Annotated in this window: 19 protein-coding genes; 18 read left to right on the forward strand and 1 reads right to left on the reverse strand. The window is 52.2% G+C overall.

The features are described 5' to 3' along the window. Window positions 1-60 precede the first annotated feature (60 nt). The 15 genes from OOT55_RS14305 to OOT55_RS14375 all read left to right on the forward strand — a co-directional run bounded on the left by OOT55_RS14305 (window position 61) and on the right by OOT55_RS14375 (window position 11292). A complete protein-coding gene (locus OOT55_RS14305; RefSeq protein WP_265366526.1) occupies window positions 61-441 on the forward strand; it encodes a VOC family protein in 381 nt (126 codons plus the stop codon). Between the two features lie 983 nt (window positions 442-1424). After that, a complete protein-coding gene (locus tag OOT55_RS14310) occupies window positions 1425-1832 on the forward strand; it encodes a hypothetical protein (RefSeq protein ID WP_265366527.1) in 408 nt (135 codons plus the stop codon). A 55-nt stretch (window positions 1833-1887) separates the two neighbouring features. After that, on the forward strand, window positions 1888-2232 hold the full coding sequence (locus tag OOT55_RS14315; protein WP_265366528.1) for a nuclear transport factor 2 family protein: 345 nt from the start codon (window positions 1888-1890) through the stop codon (window positions 2230-2232). 90 nt (window positions 2233-2322) lie between these two features. Then, entirely contained in the window at window positions 2323-2766 is a 444-nt protein-coding gene (locus OOT55_RS14320) for a DUF4279 domain-containing protein (protein WP_265366529.1), read from the forward strand. Between the two features lie 574 nt (window positions 2767-3340). Further along, window positions 3341-3622: a hypothetical protein gene (locus OOT55_RS14325; RefSeq protein WP_265366530.1), complete on the forward strand. Its 282-nt coding sequence runs from the start codon at window positions 3341-3343 to the stop codon at window positions 3620-3622. 81 nt (window positions 3623-3703) lie between these two features. After that, window positions 3704-4144 (forward strand): hypothetical protein, encoded by a 441-nt coding sequence (locus OOT55_RS14330; protein WP_265366531.1) that lies wholly within the window; start codon window positions 3704-3706, stop codon window positions 4142-4144. Window positions 4145-4221: 77 nt separating this feature from the next. Then, window positions 4222-4572, forward strand: a complete 351-nt coding sequence (locus OOT55_RS14335; protein ID WP_265366532.1) for a hypothetical protein — start codon at window positions 4222-4224, stop codon at window positions 4570-4572. Window positions 4573-5479: 907 nt separating this feature from the next. Then, a complete protein-coding gene (locus tag OOT55_RS14340; RefSeq protein WP_265366533.1) occupies window positions 5480-5857 on the forward strand; it encodes a hypothetical protein in 378 nt (125 codons plus the stop codon). A gap of 427 nt (window positions 5858-6284) precedes the next feature. Beyond that, on the forward strand, window positions 6285-6680 hold the full coding sequence (locus OOT55_RS14345; protein ID WP_265366534.1) for a DUF1801 domain-containing protein: 396 nt from the start codon (window positions 6285-6287) through the stop codon (window positions 6678-6680). A 98-nt stretch (window positions 6681-6778) separates the two neighbouring features. Continuing rightward, window positions 6779-7270, forward strand: coding sequence for an AAC(3)-I family aminoglycoside N-acetyltransferase (locus OOT55_RS14350; protein ID WP_265366535.1), 492 nt, complete (start codon window positions 6779-6781; stop codon window positions 7268-7270). A gap of 861 nt (window positions 7271-8131) precedes the next feature. After that, a complete protein-coding gene (locus OOT55_RS14355) occupies window positions 8132-8560 on the forward strand; it encodes a hypothetical protein (RefSeq protein ID WP_265366536.1) in 429 nt (142 codons plus the stop codon). A gap of 100 nt (window positions 8561-8660) precedes the next feature. Beyond that, entirely contained in the window at window positions 8661-9209 is a 549-nt protein-coding gene (locus tag OOT55_RS14360) for a dihydrofolate reductase family protein (protein ID WP_265366537.1), read from the forward strand. A 155-nt stretch (window positions 9210-9364) separates the two neighbouring features. Continuing rightward, a complete protein-coding gene (locus tag OOT55_RS14365; RefSeq protein ID WP_265366538.1) occupies window positions 9365-10021 on the forward strand; it encodes a glutathione S-transferase family protein in 657 nt (218 codons plus the stop codon). Window positions 10022-10243: 222 nt separating this feature from the next. Beyond that, complete coding sequence (locus tag OOT55_RS14370) at window positions 10244-10873, forward strand: MarC family protein (RefSeq protein WP_265366539.1); 630 nt, start codon at window positions 10244-10246, stop codon at window positions 10871-10873. A 17-nt stretch (window positions 10874-10890) separates the two neighbouring features. Then, complete coding sequence (locus OOT55_RS14375; protein ID WP_265366540.1) at window positions 10891-11292, forward strand: hypothetical protein; 402 nt, start codon at window positions 10891-10893, stop codon at window positions 11290-11292. 83 nt (window positions 11293-11375) lie between these two features. Here OOT55_RS14375 and OOT55_RS14380 read toward each other — a convergent pair whose 3' ends face one another. Then, a complete protein-coding gene (locus tag OOT55_RS14380) occupies window positions 11376-12248 on the reverse strand; it encodes an ion transporter (protein WP_265366541.1) in 873 nt (290 codons plus the stop codon). Between the two features lie 203 nt (window positions 12249-12451). Between OOT55_RS14380 and OOT55_RS14385 the strand changes: the two genes are divergently transcribed. Genes OOT55_RS14385 through OOT55_RS14395 form a run of 3 tightly spaced genes read left to right on the forward strand, consistent with a single transcriptional unit; the run spans window position 12452 to window position 16935 of the window. Beyond that, window positions 12452-14566 carry a BCCT family transporter gene (locus OOT55_RS14385; RefSeq protein ID WP_265366542.1) on the forward strand — a complete coding sequence of 705 codons (2115 nt, stop codon included), beginning with the start codon at window positions 12452-12454 and terminating at the stop codon, window positions 14564-14566. A gap of 12 nt (window positions 14567-14578) precedes the next feature. Next, window positions 14579-15835: a hypothetical protein gene (locus OOT55_RS14390; protein WP_265366543.1), complete on the forward strand. Its 1257-nt coding sequence runs from the start codon at window positions 14579-14581 to the stop codon at window positions 15833-15835. A 5-nt stretch (window positions 15836-15840) separates the two neighbouring features. Beyond that, window positions 15841-16935 carry an ABC transporter substrate-binding protein gene (locus tag OOT55_RS14395; RefSeq protein ID WP_265366544.1) on the forward strand — a complete coding sequence of 365 codons (1095 nt, stop codon included), beginning with the start codon at window positions 15841-15843 and terminating at the stop codon, window positions 16933-16935. Window positions 16936-17145: the final 210 nt, after the last annotated feature.

Here is a 17145-nt window from a genome sequence, read left to right on the forward strand (position 1 = left end):
GCAAGCTCGCGCCGGTGTGCGCGGAGTTATGAGTATCCGCCCTAGTGAAAGGAGTCATCTATGTTTGAAGTAAAAGCCACTCAGCATGTCCTGGCGGTCAAGGATCTCGAGAACACCGAAAGCTACTTTCTCGACAAACTTGGGTTTTCCGTCCGGTTCCGCGTGGACGGATGGTCGTTCTTGAGTCTTGGCAGTTTTCATATAATGTTGGGTCACTGTCCGGACGAGCTTTCGGCCCGTGATACGCATGACCATTCGTACTTTGCGTATGTGAACTGCGTGGGCATTGACGACCTCTACCGTGACTATCAGCAACGCGGCACCGAGATTTTCCAGGCAATATCGGATAAACCTTGGGGGTTGCGTGAGTTTGGTGTAGCAACACCAGAGGGTCATCGAATCATGTTCGGTGAGGACATTGAACCATCAGGGAACTCATAACCAGGCGGTCAACCGGACGCCAAAAGCCTGCCGCTTTTGGTTCCCTGCGCTGGCGCTCCGGCGCCGGTTACCTAAGCGTTATAGCCGATGAAGAAACTAGTTTTAGCCGTATTTCTAGCCTTATTGTTCCTCGGATGCGTAAGCACCGAGACGAAACAGACTCGACTAAATGAATGGGCTGAACCTTGCTTGGTCAATGAGACAGACTTGAATGTAGCGATAGCTTGTCTGAAGGAAAAGGGATATAGGAAGTGGCAGGAAGGAACGTATTACGTTAGCACTCAAAGCTGTGGCCCGTACTGGGGGTTTCCTTTCGTGGCGTCGTGTTCCGGTATACGCATTCAGAGAGAAGGCAACGAAATTAAGTCTTTCAACCTCTGGGCGGAATATGACGCTATATAGAGCTATAACAAAGTGCAGCAGTTCGTGCCCTACCGGGCACCGGACGCTCGTAAACTCGCGCCGCTGTGCACGGCGTTAAGTGTAAATAATGACTGCTCATACGCAAACATGTGCACACTGCCAATCGAAAGTCGAGGGTCAGATATATCACCTAGGCTTTAGCAATATGGAGGCCGTCTATTGCAGTGACTGTCCAAAGGTTCTGCTTATCAAAGACCAAGATTTCTTCGAGAAGAACGGAGTGGAATTTCCCAGCTTAATGCCGGGGGACAACGGATGGATGGAATACAATAAGCATCTGTTACCATACTATGAAAGAGCTGAAAAACTATTCCCCCGTTGTCCTTGTGGCGGACATTTCAGGTTTATGGCACCTCCTCGGTGCCCCAAGTGCCTTGAGTTTATACTTGGTAAGGACTACGACGGAAAGCCCTACTATCGAAGCAGTGGATATGCGTTCGTCACGGTGGGCTCAATCTTGTTGAGAAATGGTGGTGCTTTTGAGAGCACTTAACAATCGCGTCAAATGCGACGCTCGTACCTCGCGCGCTTTACGCGGGCGTTAAATGCCAGTGAGTGTCATGAAGAGAATTGCAGGATACGCGCTCTTTTTTGTATTGGGTGTACTTTTTGCTTATCTATACAACGATTATTTGGACGCCCGAAAGCATGCAGCGCATGATATAAGTTCAATGTCAGAGTCTCTGATTTACCAAAGCGTACTTCTGGAGACATATAGTGAGCACTGCGATATAGAGGGGTATAAGGAATGGAGGGAGCACTTTAAAGGCTCTATCGGAACCTACAACTTTCGGATTGCTATAGGTGAGGACTTCCCTTTTGTAGATTCCCCAGAATATTTTAATGAACATCGTGAGCGATCCAAAGGATATTCCAATAACCTGGTGAAGTTCGATGCAAAGATCGAGCGTTGTCATCAAGCATTTAACAAGTCAATTAACTTCGCGCCTCCGGCACCGGACAGCTAAAAGCGTGGCTTCGCCACAACGCTGCCGGTTATTGAGGCGTTAAACGGTCTTTGAAATGGACGTAGCTCAAACCTTAATTGACTTTGAAATGGAGCTGGTGAACCCTTCGGCTAGAGAGAATCGTGAGCGCATGAAAGAACTCCTTGCCGAAGATTTTGAGGAGTTTGGTAGCTCGGGAAAAGTTATTTCCAAGGCCGATGTTCTGAAGGCTGATGGCCCAGTTCCAGCGTATGAGCTTAGCGATTTTTCGGTACACATGCTTGGGGAGAGGGCGGCGCTAGTGAAATACCGTGCCAGTATTCCAGGTCATAACTCGCACAGGAGTTCGGTTTGGGTGAACTGCGAGAATAGGTGGCAAGTGCTTCACCATCAATCTACGGTGGTGCCAAGTGACGTTTAACCAAGCGCAGCACTACGCAGCCTTCGGCTGCCGGATGCTCGCAAGCTCGCACCGGTGTGCGCGGCGTTATGAGTCAATGAAGATTTAAACATGGACTACGATGACGAATACCCGACATGTGCAAAAACAGATGCCCTTTTAAGAATATTCTCTGACGATAAAAGCCCCAGTGAAATTTCGGGTTTTTTGGGTATAGAACCTACGAGCTCGCAGGAAAAGGGAGGATTAAGAAACCCAAATAATCCGAAATCCAAGAGTAAAGTTAATTGTTGGTATTTCGGAAGTAAAGCGGACGTTCAATCAAACGATAGCCGCAGACATCTCGATTGGGTAATCGAGAGAATCTATCCAAAGAAGAAGGAATTTATCGAGCTGAAGCAAGCTGGCGCAGACATAAGTATTTGCTGCATCTGGGAGTCTAGTTCAAATCATGGTGGCCCAACGATTGATCCAACGCAGATGGGACCACTGTCTGAATTAGGAATTCCTGTATGGTGGGAATTTTGGTATAACTATGACACAGAAAACTCATAACCAAGCGCAGCACTACGCAGCCTTCGGCTGCCGGATGCTCGCAAGCTCGCACCGGTGTGCGCGGCGTTATGCGTATGAATAAGCTAGAGCTCGGACTATCAATTGCCGATACAAGCTACCCATCTATATTTAGCGGGCCGGGTGAAGTCCGCATTGAGTTCAAGAGCTCTCAAGGCGTACAAAGATCTATTCAGTTCGTCGGAGTGCCTGCATTTCACTGGCAGGAGGCCGAGATCATTCTCGCACAAGGAGAGCCGTGGGATGGTGCATTCGAACTATATGGTACTAAGTGGCTCGAACAGCATTCTGTCGGTGGCACAATTTATAGCGCTACAGGACTACGGCACTTAAGGTTAAATTTTAATGCTTGGGGGCACTTCGAAGTGCTATGTACAACGTTTAAAGTCAACGCATAACCAGCCAAGGCAGTGGGACATATTTTGCTTCGCTGCGCTTAAAACGCAAAATATGCCCCTGCTTGGGGGCGTTAGGCAATATGAAGATATTTAGGTTTATCACAACCGTACTCTTTGCATCATTGCTATTTAGCATACCTATGCATGTAGTGCTTCTGATGTCTGACAGTGCTGACTACAGAACGTGGGTATATATCCAAATGGCGTTGCTTTTGCTTGCCGCCGCAGCAGCATGGCAGGTGCTCAAATTGAATGTATATGGGCTGGTTCTTTTGGGCGCGTTGTGGGTATCAATAACCTACATCAACTCAACGTATCTAAATTACGGAAATGGACCTTTAATATGGATTGTCCCGCTGGCGGCGCTACTGTTGTATGTCGGGTCTTTCTGCTATACAAAATACCATTTGCGGAACGATCCCGGAAATGACCATGCCTAACAAAGCCATTAAATTCGCTCCCTTCGGTCGCCGGACCTCGTTTCACTCGGCCGTTTATGGCGGGCGTTACGTGGTTCAAATATGAGCACGACTCCATTAAAGATTGCCAGGAGCATTTTTGAAACCCTGAAAAGTGAGTTTCCCCATCTCTATATGGAGATTGAAGAAGCGCCGGAGTATACAGAGATAGAGTTAACCATTCCGGCCCAGGATGGATTGGATCACGAGGTTGCACTAAATCTCCAAAACATAGACGAGCTGCACTTTAACGTTGATGATTTCTGGGGTGAGTGGTTTCCATGCACTGACTCCAAGATAGCTGAGGGATTCCTTCAGGCAGTACGAGGCTTTTTATCGGGCAGGTACAGGGTTGTAGTCTATTCTAGAAAAGGGAAATCCTATAAACGCTTATTACAATCACCTGTAGAGGATTCATGGAACACCGAGTATACCCACACTTCGGTTCATTGGCCTGGTTTTAGTCCACAGGTAAGGTATGTGCAAAATGGCAGCACCACGTAACCAAGCAATAAAAATCGCTCCCTACGGTCGCCGGACGCTCGTTCCTCGCGCCGTTTATTGCGGGCGTTATACGTTCTATGGCTGAGAACATAATTTTTTACTCAATTTGCCTGTTCTTCTCACTGATCGCCTTGGGAGCGGTGTGGAGCCATCGGTATTCCTACACCAAAGTATATTTGGCTCTGTTCTTGGGGATCCCAGCAGCATTGATAGGGGTAATGGCTGCAGGTCTTGATGTGGTTAGTATCTTGGATGTCCGGGAGTTCTTTCCGTATACATTTGATGCGGACAATCAACTCGAGGCCCGCGGTAAAGGAGTTGTTGCCGTTTTAATGATCGCTGCCGTCGTGGCGTTTTTTACATCAACTATGTGCCTTTTGATTCAGGCACGAAAACGTATAACAAGTGCAGGCAAGGGACGCTCCTGACGTCGCGCCCCTGCTGCAAGCGTTATGAGTAGAGAGCGCATAGAGAGGAGGGTGGCGTTGTGAAATGCCCAAAGTGCGGAGAGGAATTTGGATATCTTCACCTTGAAGAGAAAATGAAAGAGGGAAACCACTACTTATTTTATTGTCCTCACTGTTCGTGTCACTTGAGTAATGCATCAATTTCGCAAAGTAGTCGGAAGCAGATGGTGCTTTTTGTCAGCGCTGGTGTAGTGCTTTTGGCAATAGTGGCAGGAATAGACCTGTTGAAGATAGGTGGAGAACTTGGACTCATAGTTACATGGGTCGGAGTATCAATTTCGGTTTTATTGCTGTTAATTGGCTGCTTGGAAGTAAAGCGGTTCTCATCGCTCTGCTATGACAGGGCTAGCAGTTGATCCAGCTCATAACAAACCAAGGCAGCGGGACATATTTTGCTTCGCCGCGCTCAAAACGCAAAATATGCCCCTGCTTGGGGTGTTAGTGAGTAATGTAGACAATGATAGGGTTCACTGTCGGGCTTTTTCTTATATTCTTATTACCGGTAGCGATTTCGGTTTTAGCTATACGTAAACTTCCTTTAGCTTACCAAAAGCCTACGTTTATTGGAGTATGCATACTCTTATTAACTCCTTCATGGGGTCCGGCTACGATAGTAGGAGTCTTGGTGCCGTTCGGGCTCCTCTTCTTTGTGAGTTTGTTCGGCGGATTTATTCATGAGCTTCCGTCGCTGGTGATCTCCCTTTGGTGGTGGCATATAATTGCCTTTCCCCTCGTTGGCCTGGTGGCTTACGTTGTTGGTGGGAGGTTGTTCACTAACAAGGCCATTAAATGCGCGCAGCAAGCTGCGCCGGACGGCCAATAAAACGGCCGCCGTTTATGGCGGCGTTAAGCGATAAAGGGAGTCGCTGTGGATGACATAGAGTCTTACGTTGTAGCAATGTTCTTTGTGCTTTTGAGCGGATTCTTTGCGGGTGGCGCTGGTAAGTACTTATCTCTTTACCGAGAAGGTAAGCTCAGCGAAGGCATATCTCCTTGGGTTGGAGTATATGTGCCATTTTGTGGATTAATATCGGGGATTTACGCGATTCTCTGGGCGCTTGCGCTTAATCATAAATTCCTAGTTATGATTCCATATATCGCCGCTTGGTTTCTTGGCGCATACATAGGAAATAATTTCTACGGATCGAGTAGGAGTTGGAAGGCATCCTTGGTTGGGCTATTGGTTGTTCCTATTTCATATCATTTGGTATCTCCACATGTTTTACAGCAATATCCGTTTCCGTAGCGAATCGCTTAACAAGGCGTGGCAATACACCGCCGCAAGCGGCGGTGGGACGCTCGTAAACTCGCGCCCTTGCACGCGGCGTTGATGCACATACAGAGAACGATTTTTCTCGCGCCACGAAATTGCTGTATATAAAAACAGTATATTAAGGCGTGGCAATATTGCAAGAAAAACTAAGCGGATCGTTGACGAAGCAACTTTTAGTCATTACCGTGAAGACCAGAGGGCGCGCTCAGAACAAGGCGTGGTTTGTTACTGAGGACGCCCTCTGGGCTTTACGGGAAAGCCCTCCTCGTCGCCGCTTTTTGCGGTCGTTCTCCTCCAGGTAAACCTGCACTTTTTCAAAAGGAAGCTTTAATTTGTCTTGGGAAAAGCAACAATCTTTACCCGTGTACATGGGTCGTTAGGCGAAAACGGAGGATCAGTTATGAAGAATCAGAAACCGCTGTCTTCGAAAAATCCGCCAAAACCGAATGAAGACCATCAACTCATTGAAGAGTGGATTGCGAATGCCAAACCTGCTCTCAATCCCATTGTGTCAGAATTGGACAGGCTTATTCTGCAAGAGCTTAAAAATCCGAGATTCGCCATTAAGTGGGGCAAAGCGTACTACGGATCTGAGGACGTCGGTTGGTGTATCGAACTGGTAGCTTATGACGTTTCTGTCAATATCGTCTTTCTTAATGGCAGTCAACTCAACAAGCCACCGGAGCTTGGAGACGAAACGCGTTATGTAAAAATCAGGGATATTGAAGAGGCTAAATCTCCTCAAGTTACTGAGTGGGTCAAGCAATCATGTCAAATGCCAGGATGGGCTTGGTGAGCTCGCCTAACAAGGCCATCAAATTCGCTCCCTTCGGTCGCCGGACCTCGTTTCACTCGACCGTTTATGGTGGGCGATATGCGGCTTAGGAGAGCGTAATGTCGTTGATAATTCATCAACTTACTTCCGAAGATACCAACTTGATGGAAACCCTGTCGGCAATGTTCGGTGAAGCCTTCGGAGATATGGGCACTTACACCGGATGCCGCCCGAGTGCAGACTACCTACGGCGACTGTTGGGCGGTGATTCATTCATTGCACTGGCTGCTCTGAAGGATGGAGTCGTTGTAGGTGGTATTGCGGCTTATGAGCTACAAAAGTTTGAGCAAGAGAGCAGCGAAATCTACATCTATGACCTGGCGGTTCTAGCGGATCACCGCCGAGAGGGAATCGCGACGGAGCTGATTTCGAACCTAAAAAGGATAGCGGTGCAACGTGGTGCCTATGTCATATTCGTTCAATCCGATAAGGGCATTGAAGATGAGCCCGCGATTGGACTATACACGAAGCTGGGAGTGCGTGAGGATGTCCTGCACTTTGATATCGCAGTTGAAGAGGCGCATAACCAAGCCAAGCACTGCGACCGCTAGCGCCGCGTGTGCTGGCGTCGTTATGCGATAAAAATATGCGCCAGGTATTCGTAGGTCTTCTAGCGCTTGTAGCTACAGGGTGTGCAGGAATCGGAGCCAATTCTCCTATGTCGTTGTGTGCCGGAGAAAATGCCTACGAGTATGAACAAGTCGTTCTGGAGACAGCGCTAAAGAAGGCTCAGGTGTGGTCAAATAGGATATGCGGAAAAGATTGCGTGGTTTGTGCTGAACTTCTACCAGATCCTTCGGGGTCACGTTTTGAGCTTCACATTACTAGCCCTGGTGACTTACTGTTCAACACCTCTGCCACTATGGAGTTCAGAAAATCTGATGGGAAAGTCATTGAAAGCGCGATGTATCATTCTTGCAAAGTACGATCCAAACCAGAAAGTGGTCCAGGTCCAGCCGCAAAGCGGCGCAAATGAGGCCGGGCGTTATGCACAAAGATGAAGTAGTAGCTGACGTCAATTCCGCTCAGGATATTGGGTTTATGTATAACCGAAACCTGGCGGACCCTGATGGCCATGTCTGGGAGGCCATGTGGATGGATCCAACTGCAATGCCCGCAGACGATCAGGCAGGTTAGGGCTGCGACTAGTCGCTGATGACCAGCGCATAACAAATCGTTGGATTAGAACGGAAATCAAAAGAGCTATTTCTAGAAGTATCGACCAACTCCAACGTCAGACTGGTTGGGAAATACAGTCACTTTTGGCGGAGTATTCAGCTCTCCAGGTGCGGTGCTTGAAAAACGCGTCAAAGGCGACAATTATCGGCTCCGGACGCAATAATAGCGCGCACCGGTTATTGAAGCGCTAATTATGTAATCGACGTTTATTAAGTAACTTAGAAGGAAATACAATGAAAGGTTCTGTCACTCTGGTTCTACTTTTGTTTGTAACTTTCAACGTACACGCTGATAGCGTATGCGATAAGGCTTCCCGGGAGTTTTCGGATGCCGTTGAGGTATACAAAAAGGAAGGCGGAAAGGCCTTCATGAAAAGAATTCTCAAAAACGGGCCTTTAGAGAATGACACTAGATCACTTAGCCAATCTCAGTCGTTAGGGCAAATTGAAGACTTTTTTGGGCCTATTGAAAGTGCCTCTATATTAAGCACCAAAGTATTGGGAAAAAAGTCCTGCTATATAATAGGAATACTGGAGTACGAAAACGGCCCCGCGTTCGCGGTGGCCAACTATTACAGCGGTGCTAAAGGTGTTGGAGCCACATCAATGTTTTTCCAAACTGAGCCTGAGCAAATATTGCCTAAAGAGTTTCTCGTCCAGTAAAGTATTCAACAAGCGTACCAGTGCACCACCGAGCAGGTTGGGAAAGCGACGCCTCAGAGAGGTTCGTCACAAATCCGGAATGGAGAGCGCAATAGGACTCTTGACTTTCACCATCAACGTCACGCTGGACGGCTGCGTCGACCACGAGGAGGGAATCGCTGACGACGAGACACGCGCCCTCTTCACCCGCCTCATGGACGAGAACGGGGCAATGCTGTGGGGCCGGGTCACCTATGAAATGATGGAGGGTTACTGGCCGGCAGTCGCCCGCGGCGACACGGAGGCACCGCCAGCGATGCGCGAGTGGGCGGCCAAGCTGGAGGTCAAACCGAAGTACGTGGTTTCCTCGACGAGAAAGGACTTCCCATGGGCCAACAGCCACCTTATCGCCGGCGACCTTCGCACGGCCGTTCAGAAGCTCAAAGACGCAACTCCGGACGGCGTGCTCCTCGGCAGCGGCAAGCTCGCGGCCGAACTGGATCGGCTGGATCTGATCGACGAGTACCAGTTGCTCGTCCACCCCAGGATCGCCGGCCACGGCCCGACTCTTTACGAGAGTGGGCTGGTCCGTGCTCGACGCCTCGAGTTAATTTCGGTGAAGCCGCTCCGCAACGGCGCGGTTGCCATGCACTACCGACGAGCGCGCTGAGTGGGAGATAGTCATTTTGCCTGACAAACTCAAGCCAATGGCGGTCACTGCATTCGCGCCGTTTGGCGAATAGATGAAGTGTTCGTAGGCTGTCGATTCTGCATTGCGCCATTCGATCAATGGTAGCAATTGCAGAGTCTACGCTGGAGTGTTCTATGATCCCTATCATCACCGCTTTCGAACAGTCCCCTGATCGCGGCCGGGGACTGGCACGTGACATGCCCGTGCGTTGGGCACTTGAAGAGGTAGGTCAGCCCTACGACGTTCGCCTTGTTTCCTTCGGCGATATGAAGGAGCGAGCTCATCGCTCCCTGCAACCGTTCGGACAAATTCCTACGTATGAAGAACATGATCTGGTCTTGTTCGAGTCGGGTGCCATAGTGTTCCATATTGCCGAGCGCTATAAAGGGCTGCTGCCGAACCACACGGGCGCGCGTGCGCGAGCGATCACCTGGATGTTTGCTGCGCTATCTACGGTGGAGCCAGTGATCGTTCAACGTGAAGTCTCCCTGTACTTGGAGAGTGACAAGCCCTGGTGCGAGGAACGTCTTCCGATCGTCGAGGAGCGCATTCGAAGTCGCTTGGCCGAACTTGGCGCCCGGCTTGGAAATCAGGAGTGGCTCGATGATGCGTTTAGTGCTGGCGATCTGCTGATGGTCCAGGTACTGCGCAGGTTGAGCGGATCGAACATCCTGGATGATTACCCAAACCTTGGAGACTATGTCGCCCGCGGCGAAGCGCGACCGGCCTTTAAACGTGCTTTCGAGGCTCAGTTGACGGTTTTCACTGGCAAGGCTGACACGAAACGTTAAGGATGGACACACGCCTCGTTGTTGGGGGCGGGTGCACGCCGGTTTCCCGGCAGGAGCTATACTGTTCGGTAATGACTTGTATGTACTGAATACAACCAGCCAGAATAAGGATCATCTGGGGTCAAAGCTGATGGCCATTTGGCTCGCCAATGGGGGCCAGACCGTCAGGCTATCAAGGTACCGGACAGTTTACGCGGCCTTTACGGCTGAGAGAATCACCCCATGGACTTTTTCCTGCAAACTTTTGTGCTCCTCCTGGTCGTCGTCGACCCGTTTGGCCTGACACCAATCTTTTCCGCGTTGACCAGCCGGGAGAGCGTGGCCGCGCGGCGGCAAATTGCCATCAAGAGCGTGCTCATTTCCGCCGCGGTGCTGGCGTTCTTTACCTTTGCGGGATCTTTGCTTCTGGATTATCTCGGTATCGGTTTGCCCGCTTTCCGCATGGCGGGTGGCATTCTTCTGTTCCTGGTGGCCATCGATATGCTGTCCGTACGCCACTCCGGCCTCAGTTCCGCTACCGAAAAGGAGCGCATGGAAGCCCGCGAGCGAGGCGACGTGTCGGTGTTCCCGCTCGCCATACCGCTGATCGCTGGTCCCGGCGCGCTCACCACCGTCATGCTGCTGACCAGCGACCGTGGCCTTATGCTCTCCATCGGCGTCCTCGCCATCGTCCTGCTTGTGCTCGCCATCACATTTGCCATGTTCCTGCTCGCTGGCCGTATCCAGCGCCTCTTGGGCGAAACCGGTATCAATGTCATCACCCGCCTGCTTGGTATTCTCCTCGCGGCGCTGGCGATGCAGTTCTTCGTAGACGGCCTGCGGGACAGCCTGCCAGTGCTGGTCGGGGGGTAGGTTAATAGGAGTAATCAATGCTTACGGTAATCGCTTTAAAGGCTCTGGTGATCTGGGGCGGCATTTTGGTGCTGGCCGTCGCTAATGGAGCACTGCGCGAGTCTGTACTGGTACCTGGCATCGGAAATCCCGCCGCGTTCGTGGTGAGCGGACTGCTGCTTTCAGCCTTGATCATTGGCGTGGCGTACTTATCACTTCCTTGGCTACACATTAGCCGCCCCGTCCATCTCTGGGCGGTCGGGTTGGGCTGGCTTGCGCTCACGCTCATTTTTGAATTTTCGTTTGGACTCTGGCAAGGCCAGTCATGGCCGGAATTGCTCGAGGCCTATACATTCAAGGGTGGCAATATCTGGCCTGTTGTTCTCGTGGCAACGGCCCTTGCACCGTACATCGCCGCGCAGCTCAGAGGTTGGGTGTAGTGCGCCTGACCAACCGTTGCGGTGGACGAACGACTCAGTGGCAGGATAAGCATCAGTAGCGGCTGCACCGTTCCGCGGTACGCTTAGTCCGGTCGGCTGCCAGTGTCCGAGCGCGGCTCTTTCGCTTCTTCATTCAACCAGGTACCGCAGTATTTGCAGTACTTGGCATCGTGCTCATGCTGGTTCTTGCCGCAACCCGGACAGGCTTCGTCGGAATAGCGGTCCTCACGCAAGGAGCGTATGACTTCCGCCGAGAATACGCCAGCGGGCAGAGCGATGATCGAATAACCCGCCAGCATGATCATTACCGAGATGAATTGCCCCAGGGGAGTAACCGGTGAAATATCACCATAGCCGACAGTGGTCAGGGTGACAATGCCCCAATAAATGGAGGTGGGGATGCTGGTAAAACCGGCCTCATGCGGTTCGATGAGGTAGAGAAAGGAGGAAAAAATGGTCACCAACATCAGAATGGTGAACAGAAACAGCATTATCTGACCTCGGCTGCGCTTCAGCGCGTCCAGGAGCAAGCGCCCCTGACCCACCAGGGCCATCATTTCCAACACTCGGAACAGACGCAGTGTGCGCAACAGACGAATGACCACCAGCGTCTGGGCACCGGGCAGAATCAGCATCAACCATGTGGGTAGAACGGCCAGCACATCAATAATGCCATAGAAGCTTTTCAGGTAAAGCAGGGGCTTATGCAGGCAATAGATGCGCAACCCGAGTTCCAGTGTGAACAACAGGGTGATCACCCATTCCGTATAATAAAATAACGTGCCAAATCGTTCGTGGTATTCCTGGACACTGTCCAGCAGAATGACACCGACACTCATGAAGATGAGTATCGCCAATAAAACATCGAAGCCTTTGGCAATCGGGGTATCCGATTCAAATATGATCTGGAAAAGGCGCGTTCTGATTCCAACATCGGCGGGCTTCAGTGACGACATGGGCTGATTATCCTGTAAACGGGCACCGTGGTATGAGTGGGAGCATAACACCACCGGCAGTCGTGCCCAATGGCTCGGTGCCTGGTTCTGTGTCTGCGCTCACTTGACAATGCGTCTATACTGAACTCAATTGCGTACCCATTTTACCTGTTCGGCCATGTTTCTGCCGAAGTAGTCACTTACCGTACAATAAGGATGAACTCATGACTCAAGATGCGTCAAAGCCTGGTGTCGGCTCCACGGTACTGATACCGGTCTTCATTCCCGCTGTGATTGTGATTCTGCTGCTGGTGGTCGGTACCATCAGCAACCCGGAGCTGGCGGGCAAGGCCTTTGCGACCACCCTGAGCTATATCACGGAGACTTTTGGCTGGTTCTATATGCTCTCCGTGGCGTTCTTCCTGGTGTTTATCGTCAGTATGGCGCTCACCAAGTGGGGCCATATCAAGTTGGGGCCGGATCACGCCGACCCGCAGTACAGCTTCCCGGCCTGGTTCGCCATGCTGTTTTCCGCCGGCTATGGTATCGCGCTGCTGTTTTTTGGTGTGGCGGAACCGGTGTTGCACTTTGCCTCGCCCCCGGAGGGAGCGGCGGAAACGGTGAACTCGGCCAAGCAGGCCATGCAGATCGCCTTCTTCCATTGGGGTTTTCACATTTGGGCGATCTATGGTCTGGTCGGTCTGGTCCTGGCGTACTTTGCGTTTCGTCACGGTCTGCCCTTGTCAATTCGCTCAGCGCTATATCCACTGATCGGAGACCGTATTTATGGACCGATTGGTCACGCCGTGGATGTGTTTGCCATTCTCGGAACCATGTTCGGTATTGCGACTACGCTCGGGTTATCTGTGGCACAAATCAATGCCGGTATGAATTACCTGTGGCCGGAAATTCCGGTTAGTGTGACCGTTCAGATTATCGCCATTGCGGTGATCACCGGCCTCGCCATCTTCTCGGTCGTTGCGGGGATGGACAAAGGTGTGAAGCGCCTGTCGATCCTGAATATGGTACTGGCGGTTTCGCTGATGATCTTTGTTTTTATCGTCGGGCCGAGCGTACACATTCTGGAAACCTTTCTGCAGAACACGGGCAGCTACCTGAATAACATCGTCGAGCGGACATTCAATCTTCAGGCGTACTCGCGCAGTGACTGGATTGGTAACTGGACGCTGTTCATTTTTGGCTGGACCATTGCCTGGGCGCCGTTTGTCGGGCTGTTTATCGCCAAGATCAGCCGAGGACGGACCATCCGTCAGTTTGTGGTTGGCGTGATGCTGGTACCGTCCGTCTTTACGTTCATGTGGTTCTCGGTCTTCGGGGATACGGCTCTGAGTCTGATCATGAATGAAGGCTACACCACGTTGATTGGCGATGTGCAGGCAGATCATGCCACGGCGCTGTTCAAGTTGTATGAGGCGCTGCCACTGAGTTCGATCATTTCGTTTGTCACCGTCATTCTCATCATCACCTTCTTTGTGACATCCTCGGACTCCGGCTCATTGGTGATTGACTCGCTCGCCTCAGGCGGTGCGATCCACACGCCCGCCTGGCAGCGGGTATTCTGGGCCACCTCAGAGGGGCTGGTGGCGTCGGCGCTGCTGTTGGCCGGTGGCCTGAGCGCCCTGCAGACCATGACCATTGCCAGTGCCCTGCCGTTTTCCATCATCATGATCATTGCGGCGGTCGGCATGTGGCGCGCCCTGGTGATCGAAGGCCACCACCATCGCAGTCTGAAAACCGACGTACAACAGCGTCTCTCGGGTACGTCCGGCAAAGGGCTCTGGCGCCGGCGTCTCGCCGGACTGGTGAATTTCCCGGATAAGGCGAAGGTCTGGGAGTTTATGACCACAACGGTCAACAAGGCCATGCACCGGGTTGAGCGTGAGCTGACCAAGCAGGGCTGGTCCGCTGAAACGCATGTGGACGAGGAGCATCATCGTCTGTATCTGGAGGTGATCAAAGAGGATCAGGTGGATTTCATTTACGAGATTCGGATGCTCGAGCACCTGTTGCCGGATTACGCTTATCCGGAAATGCCGGATGAAGAGACTCAGCGTCATTATTATCGTGCTGAGGTCTTTTTGCGCCGTGGTGGTCAGCTCTATGACATTTATGGCTTTGATCAGCAGGACATCATTACCGATATTCTCGATCAGTTTGAGAAGCACCTGCACTTCTTGCACATTTCTCCCGGCAGCCTGCCCTGGCGTATGGAGAAGCACGATGACCTGCTCAGTACGCCGCCGGAGCCGCCGACCGAGGAGCCCGGCGTGCAGGCCCCCGAGCCGGCGGCCAATCCGGAATCCCGTCGGGACCGGTGAGGAGGCATCATCATGTTGAAGCGATCAGAACCGTTTGTGCTTGGCGCGCTGTGCGCCGGACTGTCCCTCAGCGTATCCGCCCAGGGGGATCCGGAGGTGGATGCGCTGATCGAGGAGATTGACCGGCTCAAGGAGCGGGTCCAGCAATTGGAGGAGGATTCTGTCCGCAGCGAATCGGTTCGCGACCTGGGGGACACTGATGGCTCCGATGTTCAGGCGACGTTGAAGGAGCCGGCGGTGCATGTGGGCGGCGCCCTGCGGTTTAACATCGTGCACCGGGATTTTGTGCCCAGTTCCGATGGTAAGCGTGGTGAGAGTGGACTGGATGTGTTCCGTCTGAATGTGGACGGGGAGATCGATAACATCCTGATCTCTGCGGAGTACCGCTATTACTCCTATATGCACACTCTGCACCATGGTTGGATCGGTTACGAATTTGAAGACGAGAGTCAGCTTCAGTTCGGCGTCCATCGGGTGCCTTTCGGTCTTCTGCCTTACCCGGCCCACAACGCCTGGTTCGGCGTGCCCTATTATGTGGGGCTGGGCGATGATTACGATATGGGTGTGAAGTATCAGCGTTCTGATGGCCCCTGGAGTTGGCATTTTGCGTTTTACAAAAACGAAGAGTTGAATGATTCGAGCAATCCGAATCGTTACTCCTTCGATCTGATCCGCGTCGATGATCAACAGAATGAGGAAATCAATCAGGTCAATGGTCGAGCCGCCTATACCTTTGGGTTGGGCACCGCCTGTGAAACGGAAGTGGGCGGTTCAGTGCAGGCCGGTGAAGTGTACAACGCCACCACCGATCGTCGCGGTGACCACTGGGCAGCGGCGGCGCACATGGACAATCGTTGCGGGCGCTGGAACCTTCAGTTCAAAGGAATGAGCTATCAGTATGATCCGGTCAATCCGGCCGGAGTGGACAACAGCGCGGTGACTGTCGGGGCATTCGCCGGTACCTACGACATCGCCAGCGAGGCGGATATACTGGTAGCGAACCTGGCCTACAATGTGCCGTCTCCCTGGGAGAGCGTGGACAGCATCACCTGCTATAACGACTACTCCCGGCTTTACAAAGGCCAGGACGGCGTTCTGGATTCGCAGATCAATACCACCGGTTGTGCCATCGGCAGTGGGCCGCTATTCACCTATGTGGATTATATTCTCGCCAACAATATGGCCTACTTCGGTAACGGCTCCATGGCCGGTGGTGGTGAGGACGAATGGCATGGCCGCTTCAACGTTAATATCGGTTTTTACTGGTGAGCTTTATGAGACAGCGATTCAAGGTAATGGTCATTACGGCGCTGACCCTATCCCTGTCGGCGTTCGGTGCGGCGGCCCAGGATGAACTCAATGTCGTGTCCTGGGACGGGGCCTATGTGAAAAGCCAGATTCTTGGCTTCATCCGCCCTTACGAGGATGAGACCGGCACGCGGGTCAACGTGATTCAGTACACCGGCGGCATTGAGGAAATCCGTCGTCAGGTGCGCGCCTGGAATGTGAAGTGGGATGTGGTGGATCTGGAGTTGTTTGATGCCATCCGCGCCTGTGAAGAAGGACTGCTCGAACCCATTGACCCGGACAGCCTCCCGGCCGCGCCGGATGGAACGCCGGCGACCGAGGACTTTATCAGCGTCAGTCTGACGCCCTGTGGTGTGGGAAATGTCGTGGGCTCAACGGTGGTGAGCTACAGTCGGGAGCAGTTTGAAGAAGGTCCCAAAACCCTGGAGGACTTTTTTGATCTGAAGCAGTTCCCCGGTCGGCGCGGCCTGCGCCGCAGTCCACAGGGGAACCTGGAGTGGGCCCTGGTCGCTGACGGTGTTTCCCGGGATAACGTGTACGACGTGTTGTCAACCGAGGCCGGTGTCGATCGAGCGTTCAACGTACTGAACCGGATCAAGCCTTACATCGAATGGTGGGAAGAGGGCGAAGAAGCCGTGCGTTTGCTGGAGACAGGGCAGGTGGTGATGTCCTCCGTGTACAGTGGTCGAGTGGATGACGCGGTGCAACGGGGTGAACCCCTGGAGATCGTCTGGGATCATCAGGTCTGGTTTTACGATGTCTGGGGTATTCCGCGCCACGGTCGTAACACCGAACGGGCCATGGATTTTCTCAAGTATGCGACGTCGACCGAAAGCCTGGCGGCCCAGGCACGCTACATTCCCTACGGGCCGGTTCGTCAGTCGTCCCTGGCCTTACTGGAACCCGAGTTGCGCAAACGGTTGCCAACCTCGGAGCAGAACCTGAAAACGGCCATTGAGCTCGATGCCCACTGGTGGTCGAAGAATCTTGATCGAATCGCGCCGCGCTTTGAACGCTGGGCCGAGCGCCCGGTGATGGTACCCAAAGCCCTGCCCCGATAGCATTCCCGCCACGGCACCCCTCGGGTGCCGTTTTCCCCGCCTTACTTGCACCGAAATAAACCGCTTGTCGTCAAAAACATCGCATTGATTATTTTTTAATCGTTTCCTGTTCAGTTTGTGATCCTGGAAAAAAATTCCCCCGTATAGCGCCACGTAGTTCAACAGTAATGTTAACAATCAGGAGCTAACACCATGAACGCGTTATTGAAA

This window comes from Marinimicrobium sp. C6131 (assembly GCF_026153455.1).
In the GTDB taxonomy this organism is placed as follows: Bacteria; Pseudomonadota; Gammaproteobacteria; order Pseudomonadales; family Cellvibrionaceae; genus Marinimicrobium.

Bases quoted from the DNA above. Each gene is read 5' to 3' on its own strand.
- OOT55_RS14375 (WP_265366540.1), top strand. From the start codon at position 10,891: ATGCTTACGGTAATCGCTTTAAAGGCTCTGGTGATCTGGGGCGGCATT.
- OOT55_RS14370 (WP_265366539.1), top strand. From the start codon at position 10,244: ATGGACTTTTTCCTGCAAACTTTTGTGCTCCTCCTGGTCGTCGTCGAC.
- OOT55_RS14380 (WP_265366541.1), bottom strand. From the start codon at position 12,248: ATGTCGTCACTGAAGCCCGCCGATGTTGGAATCAGAACGCGCCTTTTC.
- OOT55_RS14365 (WP_265366538.1), top strand. From the start codon at position 9,365: ATGATCCCTATCATCACCGCTTTCGAACAGTCCCCTGATCGCGGCCGG.
- OOT55_RS14315 (WP_265366528.1), top strand. From the start codon at position 1,888: ATGGACGTAGCTCAAACCTTAATTGACTTTGAAATGGAGCTGGTGAAC.
- OOT55_RS14325 (WP_265366530.1), top strand. From the start codon at position 3,341: ATGTCTGACAGTGCTGACTACAGAACGTGGGTATATATCCAAATGGCG.
- OOT55_RS14355 (WP_265366536.1), top strand. From the start codon at position 8,132: ATGAAAGGTTCTGTCACTCTGGTTCTACTTTTGTTTGTAACTTTCAAC.
- OOT55_RS14330 (WP_265366531.1), top strand. From the start codon at position 3,704: ATGAGCACGACTCCATTAAAGATTGCCAGGAGCATTTTTGAAACCCTG.
- OOT55_RS14310 (WP_265366527.1), top strand. From the start codon at position 1,425: ATGAAGAGAATTGCAGGATACGCGCTCTTTTTTGTATTGGGTGTACTT.
- OOT55_RS14350 (WP_265366535.1), top strand. From the start codon at position 6,779: ATGTCGTTGATAATTCATCAACTTACTTCCGAAGATACCAACTTGATG.
- OOT55_RS14345 (WP_265366534.1), top strand. From the start codon at position 6,285: ATGAAGAATCAGAAACCGCTGTCTTCGAAAAATCCGCCAAAACCGAAT.
- OOT55_RS14320 (WP_265366529.1), top strand. From the start codon at position 2,323: ATGGACTACGATGACGAATACCCGACATGTGCAAAAACAGATGCCCTT.
- OOT55_RS14385 (WP_265366542.1), top strand. From the start codon at position 12,452: ATGACTCAAGATGCGTCAAAGCCTGGTGTCGGCTCCACGGTACTGATA.
- OOT55_RS14335 (WP_265366532.1), top strand. From the start codon at position 4,222: ATGGCTGAGAACATAATTTTTTACTCAATTTGCCTGTTCTTCTCACTG.
- OOT55_RS14395 (WP_265366544.1), top strand. From the start codon at position 15,841: ATGAGACAGCGATTCAAGGTAATGGTCATTACGGCGCTGACCCTATCC.
- OOT55_RS14305 (WP_265366526.1), top strand. From the start codon at position 61: ATGTTTGAAGTAAAAGCCACTCAGCATGTCCTGGCGGTCAAGGATCTC.
- OOT55_RS14390 (WP_265366543.1), top strand. From the start codon at position 14,579: ATGTTGAAGCGATCAGAACCGTTTGTGCTTGGCGCGCTGTGCGCCGGA.